The following is a 13722-nucleotide window of genomic DNA, read 5'->3' as shown; positions in this document are numbered from 1 at the left end:
GCTATCGCCGCGCCTCAGGATGAGGTCGTGGGTGGGATGATGACCTCATCCACGCCAGGCGCAATCCGTAGAACGGCCTTTCAGTACAGCGGCGGCACCTGGACGTTGGGAATCGGGAACGGACCCAGCATCAGGCGGCCATCGGCGAGGCGCAGGGGCGGCATCGCCTTGAGGGCGGCATCTCCCGCCGCCGCTGGCGTGGCGGCCGTTTCGGCGTCCTGGCGGCGACTTCCGCCACCGAGCAGCTTGCCGACCAAGCCTCCGATCAGAGCCCCCTTCTCCGCCCCGAAACGCTGGCCCATGATCTGACCGACCAGGGCCTCCACCCCGGCGGCGCGGATATCGATCTGGCCGGCCGGACGGTGCTCGTCGTCGAGGGCGATCTTCCCCTGAGCCTGGAGACGGCGATCTCCCTTCGCCAGGGAAAGCAGGGCGATGTCGAGGCTGCCGCCGGCCTGGCGCCAGGTTTCGAGCTCACGCGCCACCTGCCCGGTCCGGAAGGTGGTGGCCCGATTCACCGTGGCGTCGAGCGCCGCGTCGACGGGGGCGGTATTGCCGAGGAGGGGATCGAGGACCGGCGCGTTCGCCTGGGTCAGCCGCAGGCTGGTATCGACAGCCCCCTCGGTGGCGAAACGGGCAGGTGTCGGCCGGGCGTGGAATTCGAGGTGCTTGGCCGTCACGTCGATGGGCTGCGGCGCGGCATTTCTCACGCTGACTTTCGGTCCATCCACCGCCAGGGAGGCCCGCGTGAACCCATCCGAGGTACCGTGGAAACTCGCCTCAAGCGAGGTCCAGGTGGTGTCGGCGACGAGGCCGTCCTGTTCCACGTGGAACGGCCCGCTCGCCTGTAGGATGCCCTGGCGCGGCTGATAGACCTGCACCACCGCGGTCAACGGTCCGAGAGTGAAGCGGCTATCGGCCCGCGAGAAGGCGAGGGAGGCGCAGCGCAGTTCGATCCGGAAGGGATAGCCGCTGATCGAGCGATCGGCGCAGGTCCAGTTGCGCCCGGCCGAAGCCTCGCGGGCGATCCAGGCATCCATCTCGGAGCCGGCCTTGCCGCGAATCCAGAACCAGCCCGCGCTCCAGAGCAGGATCACGGCGAGGAGGAGGATGTAGGGCAGGAAAAGGCCGGTCCGCGATGGCCGTCTCCTGGCCGTCAAATCCGGTGCCTGCGCCATCGTCCGCTCGCCTCGATCTCGAAGCCCCGTCGCCGTCGACAGGGGGTCCTTCGTGACTGAGCTTTGGCGGGTCTCAACGCGGCGAAAGCATGGCCGCCGGCCGATTCAGGCCGCGACGCCCATCATCTGATCCAGGGGATGGTCCACCTCAAGATCGGCCACGATCTCGCAGCGCTCGGCCTCATCCTCGGCGAGGCGGTGAACATGCATCTCGTTCGCACCGCCATGGCGCGCACGAGCGATCCAGTTACGGGTGAGCCGTTCGCGCGGGCTCGACCCCGCCGCAGTCACGGCGATGAGTTCGCCGACCCCGGCGGAATCCCGGCGCACGGCCATCACCACCGCCTCGCCCATGTCGTCGAGTTCGCGCTCGACCAATTCGTGGATGCCGACGACGTAGCGGCGCCCGGACCGTCCGCGCCAGGCGCTCAGCACCAGGGCAGGAGTTCCACGCAGGCTGGCCGCCGTCCTGAGACGTACTTCGCGCATCGGTGGGATCTCCGGATCAGAGGATGGGCGTCGGAGAAAGCCGTGTTCCGCGCCTTGCGGCACAAGAACGGAGACGGCTTTCTCGTTCGCCCTTTGTTCCAGAATAATCTTAACAATTTCCACCCGTCAAGAGTCGCGCTTTCGCTCTCCGCAGGGTGCCTTCGACCGGCTTATCCACAGCCTGTGGATAGACTGAGCGCTCACGCGGTCCTGGATTGTTCTGCGACGGCACCGGTCTCGGGCACGGCATGACCGCGTGCCGCCAGATCCGCCCGGCCGGACGCCAGGAGGGCATCGGAGGCGGCTTCAATCCGAGTCTGCATCTCCTCCAGGAACGCCGTGCGGTCCAGCCCGGGAGCGATGGGGGGGAGGAACTCGATCACCGTGGTGCCGGGGCGGCGGGTCAGCTGGCGGCGCGGCCAGTAGAGACCGCTGTTGAGGGCGACGGGCAGGCAGGGCACGCCCAAGGCCGCGTACAGGTGGGTGATGCCGAGCTTGTAGCCGGGGGATGAACCCGGCGCCTTGCGGGTGCCCTCGGGGAAGATGATGAGTTGGCGTCCGTGGCGGATGGCGCGGGCCGCCGCCTCGTTCATGGCGGCCATGGCGCGGGTGCCCTTGGACCGGTCGATGGCGACCATGCCGGAGCGGGACAGGAACCAGCCGAAGAGCGGGATCCAGAGCAGCTCGCGCTTGAGGATATAGGCGAAGTCCGGGAAGGCGGTGACGAGGGCCAGGGTCTCGAGGGCGGATTGATGCTTGGACGCCACCAGCAGCGCGCCGGGTGGGCGGTGGTGCAGCCCCCTGAACTCCACGCGCACACCCCCGACCACGCGCAACAGCCACAGGCTCACATGGGCCCAGAACCGGGCGACGCGGATGCAGGCCCGCTCCGAGACGAGGGCCGGCAGGCCGCCGATCGCGATGAGGGCGGTGGCGAGATAGAAGACGATGTTGAAGGCGATGGAGCGGAGGATGTGCATCGGAAACCCGGAATGATGCCCTTCCTGTAGCGCGCGCAGTCCCGCCGCACCATCCACCGGGCCCGAACTGCCCTATTCGCCCTCGGCCAGGGTTCCGCGCTGGCGTGTATCGGCGGCCCCGGCCACGAATCCCTCTCCCATCATCACCGAATTGGCCGAGCCCGAACTCGACCCCACCCGCACCGCGTGCCCCTTCGCCCGGAGCAGAGCGAGGGTGTCCGGCGAGAGCCCGTCTTCGGCGAACAGCACGTCCGGGCGCCATTGATGATGGATGCGCGGGGCGGTGACCGCCTCGGCGAGGTTCATGCGGAAATCGATGACGTTGACGATCACCTGCAGCACCGTGGAGATGATGCGGCTGCCGCCCGGGCTCCCGGTGACGAGGACGAGGCGTCCGTCCCTGAGCACCATGGCCGGCGTCATCGAGGAAAGCGGCCGGGCCCCGGGCGCCACGGCATTGGCCGGGCCACCCACGAGGCCGTAGGCGTTGACGCTCCCGGTCTTGGCCGAGAAATCGTCCATTTCGTTGTTGAGGAGGACGCCGGTTCCTTCCGCCACGAGCCCGAACCCGTAGGAGAAATTCAGGGTCGTGGTGGTGGAGACGGCGTTCCCGGCGCGGTCCACCACCGAGTAATGGGTAGTCTGGTTGGATTCGTAGGGCAGCGGGTCACCCGCCTTCACCGCGTCGGCCGGGCGGGCGCGAGCGGGGTCGATGGCGGCGCGCAGGGTCTCGGCATAGGCCTTGGCGGTGAGGCCCCGCACCGGCACCTCCGAACGAGACGGGTCGCCGAGCCAGGTGGCCCGGTCGGCATAGGCCGGCTTCATCGCCTCGGCGAGGGTGTGGAGGGCCTGGGCGCTGCCCGCGCCCATTGAGGCCAGGTCGAACCCTTCGAGGATGTTCAAGATCTCGATCAGATGGACGCCGCCCGAGCTCGGTGGCGGCATCGAGACGATCTCGTAGCCGCGATAGCTGCCCTTCACCGGCTGGCGGATCACGGGCCGATAGGCGGCAAGGTCGCCCGGCGTCATCACCCCGCCGACATCTCTCGCCGCCGCCGCGATCCGCTCCGCGATCGGGCCGGTATGGAACGCATCGGGCCCCTGTTCGGCGATGGCCGTGAGGGTCCCGGCAAGATCGGGCTGGACCAGGGTCTCGCCCCGCTGGAGCGGTCGGCCGTCTCGGAAGAACACGGCTCGGCTCGAAGGCCACCTTCCGAGGCGGTCGGCGGCGCGGGACAACGAATCGGCGAGCCCGCCCTCCACGGGAATCCCGTCCCTGGCCAGGGCGCGGGCGGGAGCGACGAGATCGGCGAGGGTGAAGCGTCCCGACCCGTGGAGGCGGTGCGCCTCGGCCAATCCGCGCACGGAGCCCGGGACACCGACGGCCTTGCCGGTGCGGATGGATGCGCCGCGATCGGGCTGCCCGTCGGGCGCGAGGAACATGTCCGCCGTCGCCGCGGCGGGTGCCGTCTCGCGAAAATCGATGGCCACGGTCTCGCCGGTGGCGGCGAGACGGACGAGCATGAACCCGCCGCCGCCGAGATTGCCCGCCTGCGGCAGTGTTACCGCGAGGGCGAAGCCCACCGCCACGGCGGCATCCACGGCGTTGCCCCCACCCTTCAGGATCGCGACACCGATCCGGGTCGCAAGGGCATCCTGCGAGGACACCATGCCGTGAGTCCCGAGGACGGGGAGGATGCGGGCATCGTCGGAAGGGATCGGGGGCAGTTCCGGGACCGCCTGCGCGAGGGCTGGTCCTGACAGGATCGTGAGAAGCGCCAAGGCGAGGCTGAAGCGATGTCCGGTCATGCCCAATCCGTCATGCGAGGCTCTCCCACGGCATCCTGCGCCGATGCCCGTCGCAGCCAACGCAACGGCAGCGGTGCCCGTTCAGGCGTCCACGGGCCGGTCGCGTATGGCGATCCAGCCATAGACCAGCCCGGCGGCCGCTCCGGCAAGGAAAAGCAGGGCCGTGACCCGTCCCTCAACGGCGAGGTTGTGGGCGGCGAGGGAGGCGGGCGCGCCCCGCATCAGCCACGGCACGAGGGCGGTGGCGAGCCCCGTGCCGATGGCATAGGCCGGAGCACTGCGCAGGTTCATCGCCTCGCCGATGAGCGCCATGGCGAGGGGCGGCAGCACCAGCAGGATGAACCCGGCGCGGGCGATACCGGCGGCCAGGAGGAGGAGTGCGTCGGGTCCGATCCCGGAGGCGAGGTCGGTCATCCCCTGCAGGAAGCCGAACAGGCCGAGCCGGGTCAGCGCCTCGCTGGAGACCGGATCGAACAGGATGGCGACGACGAGCACCAGGGCCCCGCAGGGAATGGCCAGACACAGGGCGAGAGACGCCCAGATCAGGCGGCCGACGAGCCGCATGGGACGCGCTCAGCCTTCGTCGTCATCGGCCCCGGCATAGACACCCTCGGCGCCGATCCCGTCTTCCAACATCATCCGGGCGCGGGCACGCAGCTTCTCGGTCTCGCTCTTGAGCTGGCCACAGGCAGCGAGGATGTCGCGGCCGCGCGGCGTCCGCACCGGCGACGCGTAGCCGGCTTCATAGACGATTTCGGAGAATTGCTCGATCCGCTCCCAGTCGGAGCATTCGTAGATGCTGCCGGGCCAGGGATTGAACGGGATCAGGTTGATCTTGGCCGGGATGCCCTTGAGCAGCCGCACCAACTCGCGCGCATCCGCATCGGAATCGTTCACGCCCTTGAGCATCACGTATTCGAAGGTGATGCGGCGGGCATTGTTGAGACCGGGATAGTGGCGGCAGGCCGCAAGCAGTTCGGCCAGGGGATACTTCCGGTTCAGCGGCACCAGCGTGTCGCGCAGGTCGTCCCGCACCGCGTGGAGCGAGATCGCCAGCATGGCATGCGCCTCGACTCCGAGCCGCTGCATCTGCGGGACCACGCCGGAGGTCGAGACGGTGATACGCCGACGGGAAAGGCCGAGGCCTTCCTGGTCCGACATGACACCCACGGAATCGATGACGTTGTCGATGTTGTAGAGGGGCTCACCCATGCCCATGAAGACGATGTTGGTGACGGCGCGGCGGGTCTCGTCCTCGCCAGCAGCCACCGGGTTCTGGCCGACCCAGTCGTTCAACCGGTCGCGGGCCACCACCACCTGGGCGGTGATCTCGGCGGCGGTCAGGTTGCGCACCAGACGCTGCGTGCCGGTGTGACAGAAGCTGCAGGTGAGGGTGCAGCCGACCTGGGACGAGACGCAGAGCGTGCCACGACCCCGGCCGGGAATGTAGACGCACTCGATCTCGGCGCCGCGATTGTGGTCGTGCTTGCCGGTGGGTGCCATGCGCAGCAGCCACTTGCGGGTGCCGTCGCGGGAAATCTGCTCGGTGACGACCTCGGGCCGCTCCAAGGTGTAGGCCCGCGCCAGATCGGCCTTGAGCCCCTTGCCGACATTGGTCATCTGGTCGAAGTCGGTGGCGCCGCGCGCGTTGAGCCAGTGCCAGAGCTGGCCCGAGCGCATGCGCTGCTCGCGCTCCGATACGCCGATGGCGGCAAGGCGACCCTTCAATTCCTCGCGGGTGAGGCCGATGAGGGACGAGCGGCCCGGCGGAACGGCGTCCGGCTGGAACTCGGGAAGCTTCTCGATTGCGGCCACGACGTTGACGTCGCGACCGGCGGTGTCGAACGACGCCGTCGCCATGGATCTCTAACCTTCGGACTTGGAACGAATCCGATATAGGCGATCCCGCACCGGAACGCGAATGCGTCCCGATGCGTGCACGGAATGGCGGGGCCTACTGCGCGGGTTTGGGCTCGGCCGGAGGCTTCGCTTCGGCGGGTGGGGTGGCTGTGCCCATGGGAAGCAGCACGTTCTTCACGACATTGCCCTCGGGGCCGTATTCGCCGGCGACCGCCAGGCAGGCCTGCTCCCGGTTCAGCTGCATCTGATTCGACATCAGCGCGAAGATCGTCTGGACCTTGTTGCCGAAAGGTCCACGCGGGCCGACATCGGCGGCGCTGACATTCTGCTTCTGGAGCAGGGCATCGAATTGTTCGACGCCGATCTGGTAGCCGCAGACATTCGCGGCGGCGAAGATATAGGCGGCGAATTCCAGGGCACGGGGCGGAGGCGCGTTGCGGATCTGGGCCTGTGCGAGGGTCGGTGCGAGCAGGCCGGCCGCAAGGCACAGGGTGAGAACGGGTTTCAGGCGCATGGACGGCGTTTCCTCGGAAGCATTCTTGGGGCGGCGCGGATTCTTACGTTCCGCTTATGCAGCCCATCCGAGATAGACCGCCGGGCCGTCCTGTCAAAGCGACCGTTTCACCGCGTCAACCGAGCGACCAGTCGATGGGGGAAAGGCCCCGGCTCGCCAGCCAGGCATTGGCCTCGTCGAAGGGCCGCGTGCCCGGGAAATCGCGCAGCCGGTTGAGCGGCGAGGGATGTCCGGTCTTGATCACCCCGCATCGTTCGCGATCGATGAGAGCCGCCCGCGCGCGGGCCTGTGCGCCCCAGAGCAGGAAGATCGCGGGGGTCGGGCGGGCAGAGACCGCCGTCACGGCCTCATCGGTGAGGGCGGACCAGCCATAGCGCAGGTGCGCGCCGGACTTGCCGGCCTCCACGGTGAGGGCCGAGTTCAGGAGCAGCACGCCCCTTCCGGCCCAGGGAGTGAGATCGCCGCTCGCCGGTGCGCCCGGCAGTTCGGCGAGGATCACGTTGAGAGAGGCCGGAAGCCGGCGGGGACCGACATAGGAAAAGGCGAGGCCGTTGGCATCGCCCGGCGTCGGGTAAGGGTCCTGCCCGAGAATGACGGCCTTCACCGACTCCAGCGGCGTCAGCGTGAGGGCACGGAAGACCGCATCGGGGGAGGGTAGGACCGTCGCCCCCTCGGCGATCCGGCGATCGACCCGCGCGCAGACGGCATCCGCCGCTCCATCGGAAAAGAACGGCAGTGCCAGCCAGGACGAGCCCGAGGCGCGGAACTCGTGGAGGGCCAGGCTCAGCGGGCCGGGCATCGTCACCGGATCACGATCCGGCCGTCCTCGGGAACGGAGAGGGGAGCATGTCGGGCGATATAGGCCATGACTTCGTTGGCCACGAGCTTGCCGTCCGTGGCGCCGATCAGGGTGCGCCCGTCCGCGAGGAGGCCGTAACCGTTGCCGCCATCGTAGAGGAAGTTGTTGGAGGCCACCGTATAGGTCCGCGTCTCGTCGAGGGGCTGTCCGTCCACCAGGATGGACTGAATCCGGTGTCCCGCATTCGCCCCCGGATCCACCGTGACGACGAGACCCGAGACCTGCGGGAAACGACCCGCCGGGCGGCCGAGATCGGCAAGGGCCGATTCCAGCAGGGTCCGCACCTGGGCGCCCGTCAGCGAGACCAGAACCGTGGTGTTGCCGAAGGGAAGCTCGGTGAGGATGTCGCGCCGGGTCAGCACGGTACCGGCCGGATAGAGCCGGTTGCCGCGAATGCCGCCGCCATTGGTGAGGGCGATCTCCGCCCCCGTCGCCGCCCGGAGCGCATCGCCGACGAGGTTGCCGAAGCTGCCTTCGCGGAGGCGCACGGTCGAGATGCGGCTGTCGAGGGGCGTGCTGATCGTCCCCACCGGCACATCGAGCTCTTTCGCCAGCCGGGCCTCGAGCCGCTGCGTCAGGGCGAGGGTCTCGGGATCGGGGGTGATGTCGGCGGTGTCGTGGATGCGGAAGGTCGGGTGCCAGGACAGGGTCCGGGCCTTGCCCGCTCCTTTCACCGTCACGGCGACGTCGATGGCGGTGACGTAGCGGGCGTCGAAGCTCGATTCCGCCAGCAGGCTGCGCCCGTCATACTGCACGACGAGGTCGTGGTCGTGGCCAGAGAGCAGAATGTCGACGATCCGTGCCGCTACGATGGCCTCGTCGGTGATCCGTGCCGTATGACAGATGCCGACGATGAGCTCGGCCCCTTCGTCGCGAAGGGCCTGGGCCGCCGCGCGCAACGTCTCGATCTCGGGACCGAAGACGAGATCGCCGGATTGCGATTTCTCCGGCGTGCTGGCGAGGGCGATGCCGACGATGCCGACCCGGATCCCGCCGAGCGTCACGATCATCCGGTCGCGGATCCCCTTGAGCGGCTTGCCGTCCGCACCGCGCAGATTGGCCGCGAAGACCGGAAAAGCCGCCTCGCCCATGCGCTGGGCGAAGGTCGTGGGGCCGAAATCGAATTCGTGGTTGCCCGGAACGAAGACATCCGGCGGCGCGATGTTCAGGAGTTCGACGATATGCGCGCCGCGGTCGAACCCCGACATCAGCGAGGGGGACAGGGTGTCGCCGGCATGGGCGTAGAGCATCGGCACGCCGCGCGCCCGCTCGGCCTTCACCACAGCGTTGAGGCGGGCGAAACCGCCACGGCCCTCGACCTCGGACATCAGGTAGATGTCGTTGACGAGGAGGAGCGTGAAGGTCGGTTCGATCGCCCCGGCACGGGCGGGCGCGGCCAAGCCTACCGCGAGACCGGCCCCGAGACCGAGGCTCAGGGTCTGACGACGGGTAGGACGTGGCATCGCGACAGGTCTCCGAGGGGCCGGGCGGTGGAGTTTCCACCCGAAATCCAGTGTGGACGCGATCGATGAAGCCGATGCAACAACGGGGCACCGGTTCCGGCATCAGGCCGGAACGCCGAACTCAGCGAGAGGCGAAACCGTCGCGCACCGCCTTGGCGTTGCGGCGGATCATCGGCCAGATCCAGGCGCCTGACACCAGATAGGCGGCGGCCGGCATCGGCTTCAGATCGACGGCCAGGCGCTGGGCGAGGCCGGGATTGGCGAGTTCGCCCACCGGGGCGTCGGTCTTCACGTAGACGACCGTCGTGTCCTCCCGCCAATATTCGGGATGGGGGACGAGTCCGGCCCGACGGGCGAGAAGGTCGAAGGTCTCCCGGACGTAGCCGTGGACATGGGCGAAGTGGAAACGCTCGTGCGGCGGCTTGCCGGTGGCGGCCATGTTCGGCACGGCGGCATAGAGCACCCCGTCGGGCTTCAGCCAGCGCGACAGGCGCTCCATCACCACGGCCGGATCGCGCAGGTGCTCGAGCACGTGATGCGTCGAGATCACGTCGAAATGCCCGGGCGGAAAACGCTCGTCGCTGGCATCGTCGAGAACCTCGACCTTGTGGTGCTGGCGGGCATAGGCGGCGTAGTCCCGGCCGGGCTCGATGCCGACCGCCTCGCAGCCCCGGGCGCGGACGGCGGCCAGGAATTCGCCCGAACCCGAACCGAAATCGAGCACCCGGGCGCCGGGCTTCAGCTTCGGCGCCAGCAGGTCGGCGCGGAAGGTCGCTTCGCGGGCCGAGCGGTTGAGGTGGTGGCGCGGCGGCCCGCCGGCGAAGGCGAGCTGGTAATCCGCCCGGTAGGCATGGGCGTAGTAATGCGCCAATTCGTCCGGCGTCGGCATCGGGTCGGTGCGAATCAGCCCGCATTGCGCGCAGGCGATGGATTTCAGGGTCTTCAGCCGCCGGTCGGTCTCCGCCACCGTCACGGTCTCGCCCGATCCGCACAGATTGCAGACCGTCGGCGCCCCCTTATAGGGGTAGCCGGTGAACGGCATGAAGTGGTTGAAGAAGTACCGGGGAGACGGCATGTCGCGCCTTCATTGACGAGATGGTCGCTGGCAGGTCTCGTGCTCTAGATAGATATGCCGTCTGGTACAACTGTGCCGGAATGGCGTCATTCAGATAACCGCGCCTCACGTCGGCGCTTCGGAAACCCGATGAACGAACGCGTCGAACCGACGTCCCTCAAGGACATCAAGCCGTTGCAGACCAGCTCCTCCGCGACCGCCAGCCTGCCCTCCGACCATCCGCCCGTGCGCTGGGGCCGGGTCGGCGTGCTTCTGATGAATCTCGGCACCCCGGAGGGCACGAGCTATTGGCCCATGCGCCGCTATCTCAAAGAGTTTCTGTCCGACCGGCGCGTCATCGAGGTGCCGCGCCTGATCTGGTGGCCCATCCTCAATCTCATCATCCTCACGAAGCGTCCAGGCCCGAAGGGTCGGGATTATGCTAGCGTGTGGAACAACGAGCGCAACGAGGGTCCGCTCAAGACCATCACCCGCGGACAGTCCGAGCGGCTGCAGGCGGCGATGGGCGATTCCGTCGTGGTCGACTGGGCGATGCGCTACGGCAAGCCGGAAGTGTCCCTGCGCATCCAGGCGCTCCTCGACCAGGGCTGCGACCGCATCCTGCTGGTACCGCTCTACCCGCAATATGCCGCCGCCACCTCGGCCACCGCCTGCGACCAGGCCTTCAAGGCGCTGATGCAGATGCGCTGGCAGCCGACCGTCCGGGTCTCGGCGCCGTATCACGACGACCCCGTCTATATCGAGGCCATGGCCACCTCGATCCGCGAGGGATTGGCCAAGCTCGATTTCGAGCCGGAGGTGATCCTCACCTCGTTCCACGGCGTGCCGAAGAGCTATCTTCTCAAGGGCGATCCCTACCATTGCCAATGCGTGAAGACCGGGCGGCTGATCCGCGAGGCCCTGGGCTTCTCGACGGAACGGATGCGCACGACCTTCCAGTCGCGCTTCGGCAACGAGGAATGGCTCAAGCCCTATACCGACGAGACCGTGCAGACCCTCGCCAAATCCGGCGTGAAGCGCATGGCCATCGTGGCGCCGGGCTTCACCGCCGACTGCCTCGAGACCCTGGAGGAGCTCGACGGTGAGAACCGCCATTATTTCGAGGACAATGGCGGCGAGCGCTTCGCCTACATCCCCTGTCTCAACGACAGCGACCTCGGGATGAAGGTGATCGAGAACGTGGTCCGCCGCGAATTGCAGGGCTGGATCTGAGACGCCGACACCGCCCGCATGGGAGGTCGGCGGACTTCCCGCTCTGTGGGTGGTCGCCAAGTCCGGATGCTGTTGATAAAGGACGCGGCATCAGGCGGCGGGTGAACCATGACGAGACCGGAGGCAGTCGATCCGATCGACACCATGCGAGCGGATGAGGGAACGCGGCTCCTCGCGCATTTCTCGCACGGAGGCTACGGCCCGGTGACGCCCGCCGTGCTCCAGCCGGTGGAGCCGTTCCTCGAACTCTCCGGCGAAGACATCCGCCGGCGGATCTTCGTGACGCAGGACGCGTCGGGCGCGGAACTGTGCCTGCGGCCGGAATTCACCATTCCGGTCTGCCGCCAGCATCTGGCGCGGAGCGTCGGGACGACCGCCGATTACAGCTATCTCGGCCCGGTCTTCCGGCTCGGCTCCGGCGAGGCGGAGGAGTTCCTCCAAGCGGGCATCGAGTCCATCGGCCGCACCGACATCCCGGCGGCGGATGCGGAGGTGCTCGGCCTCGCCCTCGAAGGCCTCGACCTGCTCGGAGCCGGTGAGGTCTCGGTAAGGCTCGGCGATATGGGCGTCATCGACGCGCTGCTCGATGGGCTCAACGTGCCGCCGGCCGCCAAGCGGCGGACGTTGCGAGCACTCGCGGCGAGCCGTTCCCTGGACGACGTCACCACCGTGGCGACCGTGGAAGACCCGCATGCCGGGTTGCTGGCGGCGATCCAGGGCCAGGATCCGAAGGGCGTGCGCGCATTCGTCGAGGACGTTCTGTCCATCGCCGGCATTTCACGCGTGGGCGGACGCAGCGCCGGCGAGATCGCGGAACGCTTCCTCGCCAAGGCCTCGGCCCGAGCCAATGGCGGCGCCGGGCTCAACACTGAGAACCGCGCCATCGTCGAGCGCTACCGCGCCATCTCGGGCGATCCGGATCAGGCCGCCAACTCCATGCGCGAGCTCGCCGCCTCGGCGGGCGTCACTTACGCGCCGCTGGAAGCCGCCCTCTCCTTGTTCGAGGAACGGACCGGCTTCATGGCCGCGCGTGGTCTCGACGTGGAGCGGTTCCGGTTTTCGGGAAGCTTTGCCCGCAACCTCGATTATTATACCGGCTTCATCTTCGAGGTGACGCGAGGGCAAGGCGCCGCCCCCCTCGTCGGCGGCGGCCGCTACGACGGACTGCTCCAGCATCTGGGCAGCCCCACGCCGATCCCGGCGGTGGGCTGCGCCGTTTGGCTGTCCCGTGTCCTCACGTCGGAAGGATCGTCCCGTGGCTGAGACCGTTCCGACTCCCCAGGCTTCGCAAGGCCCGGCCGAGGGCCCCCTCGTCCTCGCCGTGCCCTCGAAAGGCCGCCTGCAGGAGAACGCTTCCGCCTTCTTCGCCCGGGCGGGGCTGAAACTCGCCCAAGGGGCGGGGGCGCGCGACTATCGCGGCAAGCTCGTCGGCGTACCGGATGTGGAGGTGCGCTACCTCTCGGCTTCCGAGATCGCCAACCAGCTCGCCAGCGGCAGCGCCCATCTCGGCGTCACCGGCGAGGATCTGATCCGCGAGAGCCTTCCCGATGCGCGGGGCCAGGTCGAGTTGCTGACGCCGCTCGGCTTCGGTCAGGCCACCGTCGTCGTCGCGGTGCCGCAGGCCTGGATCGACGTCCGCGCCATGACCGATCTCGATGAGGTCGCGGCCGAACTCCGCATCCGCCACGGGCGCCGCCTGCGCATCGCCACGAAATACGTGAACCTGACCCGGCGCTTCTTCGCCGAGCACGGGGTCGCCGATTACCGCATCGTCGAGAGCCTCGGTGCCACGGAAGGCGCGCCTGCTTCGGGCTCGGCGGAAATCATTGTCGACATCACCACGACGGGGGCGACGCTCGCCGCCAACGCTCTGAAGATCCTCGACGACGGCATCATCCTGCGTTCGGAGGCCAATCTCGTCGCCTCGCTTACGGCCCCCTGGGGCCAGAGCCAGAAGAAGGCGTTGCGTACCGTGCTCGGCAGGATCGCGGCGGAGGAGCGCGCGCGCCTCACCCGCGAGATCCGGGCGGCGATGCCGGCCGACGGCGATCTCGATCTCGCCGGGATCAGCGCTCTGCACGATGCCCAGCTGCCCTACGGCATGCCGGAGAACCGGAGCGCCGAGATCGTGCTCCACTGCCCGGTGGACGCCACGTTCGACCTCGTGGACGATCTCGTGAAATCCGGAGCGAGCGCGGTCAGCGTCAGGCGGATCGACTACGCCTTCGGCCCGGACAACCCGTTGATCGACCGGCTGCTCACGCGGCTGGGCTGAACCTCTGT

Annotated in this window: 13 protein-coding genes; 3 read left to right on the top strand and 10 right to left on the bottom strand. The window is 68.4% G+C overall.

What is annotated here, in order from left to right; translation table 11 throughout:
- Nucleotides 1-80: 80 nt before the first annotated feature.
- The 10 genes from ASF32_RS02310 to ASF32_RS02265 all read right to left on the bottom strand — a co-directional run bounded on the left by ASF32_RS02310 (nucleotide 81) and on the right by ASF32_RS02265 (nucleotide 10227).
- Nucleotides 81-1178 (bottom strand): DUF2125 domain-containing protein, encoded by a 1098-nt coding sequence (locus ASF32_RS02310; RefSeq protein ID WP_056423001.1) that lies wholly within the window; start codon nucleotides 1176-1178, stop codon nucleotides 81-83.
- Nucleotides 1179-1283: 105 nt separating this feature from the next.
- Nucleotides 1284-1667 carry a hypothetical protein gene (locus ASF32_RS02305; protein ID WP_056422994.1) on the bottom strand — a complete coding sequence of 128 codons (384 nt, stop codon included), beginning with the start codon at nucleotides 1665-1667 and terminating at the stop codon, nucleotides 1284-1286.
- Nucleotides 1668-1867: 200 nt separating this feature from the next.
- Nucleotides 1868-2647, bottom strand: coding sequence for a lysophospholipid acyltransferase family protein (locus tag ASF32_RS02300; RefSeq protein ID WP_056422990.1), 780 nt, complete (start codon nucleotides 2645-2647; stop codon nucleotides 1868-1870).
- A 72-nt stretch (nucleotides 2648-2719) separates the two neighbouring features.
- Nucleotides 2720-4456 (bottom strand): gamma-glutamyltransferase, encoded by a 1737-nt coding sequence (gene ggt / locus ASF32_RS02295; protein WP_056422988.1) that lies wholly within the window; start codon nucleotides 4454-4456, stop codon nucleotides 2720-2722.
- An 81-nt stretch (nucleotides 4457-4537) separates the two neighbouring features.
- Nucleotides 4538-5020, bottom strand: a complete 483-nt coding sequence (locus ASF32_RS02290; RefSeq protein ID WP_056422985.1) for a hypothetical protein — start codon at nucleotides 5018-5020, stop codon at nucleotides 4538-4540.
- A 9-nt stretch (nucleotides 5021-5029) separates the two neighbouring features.
- Nucleotides 5030-6316, bottom strand: a complete 1287-nt coding sequence (rlmN, locus tag ASF32_RS02285) for a 23S rRNA (adenine(2503)-C(2))-methyltransferase RlmN (protein ID WP_056422983.1) — start codon at nucleotides 6314-6316, stop codon at nucleotides 5030-5032.
- Between the two features lie 94 nt (nucleotides 6317-6410).
- Complete coding sequence (locus ASF32_RS02280; RefSeq protein ID WP_056422980.1) at nucleotides 6411-6830, bottom strand: hypothetical protein; 420 nt, start codon at nucleotides 6828-6830, stop codon at nucleotides 6411-6413.
- A gap of 115 nt (nucleotides 6831-6945) precedes the next feature.
- A complete protein-coding gene (locus ASF32_RS02275; protein ID WP_056422977.1) occupies nucleotides 6946-7629 on the bottom strand; it encodes a uracil-DNA glycosylase in 684 nt (227 codons plus the stop codon).
- 2 nt (nucleotides 7630-7631) lie between these two features.
- The gene (locus ASF32_RS02270; RefSeq protein ID WP_056422974.1) at nucleotides 7632-9152 is read right to left on the bottom strand and encodes a bifunctional UDP-sugar hydrolase/5'-nucleotidase; all 1521 of its coding nucleotides are present in this window, start codon (nucleotides 9150-9152) and stop codon (nucleotides 7632-7634) included.
- A gap of 121 nt (nucleotides 9153-9273) precedes the next feature.
- Complete coding sequence (locus ASF32_RS02265; protein ID WP_056422972.1) at nucleotides 9274-10227, bottom strand: class I SAM-dependent methyltransferase; 954 nt, start codon at nucleotides 10225-10227, stop codon at nucleotides 9274-9276.
- Between the two features lie 129 nt (nucleotides 10228-10356).
- On the opposite strand from ASF32_RS02265, the gene hemH reads away from it, so the two are divergent.
- The 3 genes from hemH to hisG all read left to right on the top strand — a co-directional run bounded on the left by hemH (nucleotide 10357) and on the right by hisG (nucleotide 13714).
- Nucleotides 10357-11439: a ferrochelatase gene (gene hemH / locus ASF32_RS02260; RefSeq protein WP_056422969.1), complete on the top strand. Its 1083-nt coding sequence runs from the start codon at nucleotides 10357-10359 to the stop codon at nucleotides 11437-11439.
- 108 nt (nucleotides 11440-11547) lie between these two features.
- Nucleotides 11548-12702 (top strand): ATP phosphoribosyltransferase regulatory subunit, encoded by a 1155-nt coding sequence (locus tag ASF32_RS02255; protein WP_056422965.1) that lies wholly within the window; start codon nucleotides 11548-11550, stop codon nucleotides 12700-12702.
- The gene (gene hisG, locus ASF32_RS02250) at nucleotides 12695-13714 is read left to right on the top strand and encodes an ATP phosphoribosyltransferase (RefSeq protein WP_056422962.1); all 1020 of its coding nucleotides are present in this window, start codon (nucleotides 12695-12697) and stop codon (nucleotides 13712-13714) included. Before ASF32_RS02255 ends, hisG begins: the two co-directional genes overlap by 8 nt.
- Nucleotides 13715-13722: the final 8 nt, after the last annotated feature.

It is taken from the genome of Methylobacterium sp. Leaf91 (assembly GCF_001422815.1).
Taxonomy (GTDB): domain Bacteria; phylum Pseudomonadota; class Alphaproteobacteria; order Rhizobiales; family Beijerinckiaceae; genus Methylobacterium.
Note: the sequence above shows the minus strand (reverse complement) of the source record. Positions and strands in the feature narration are given on the sequence as shown.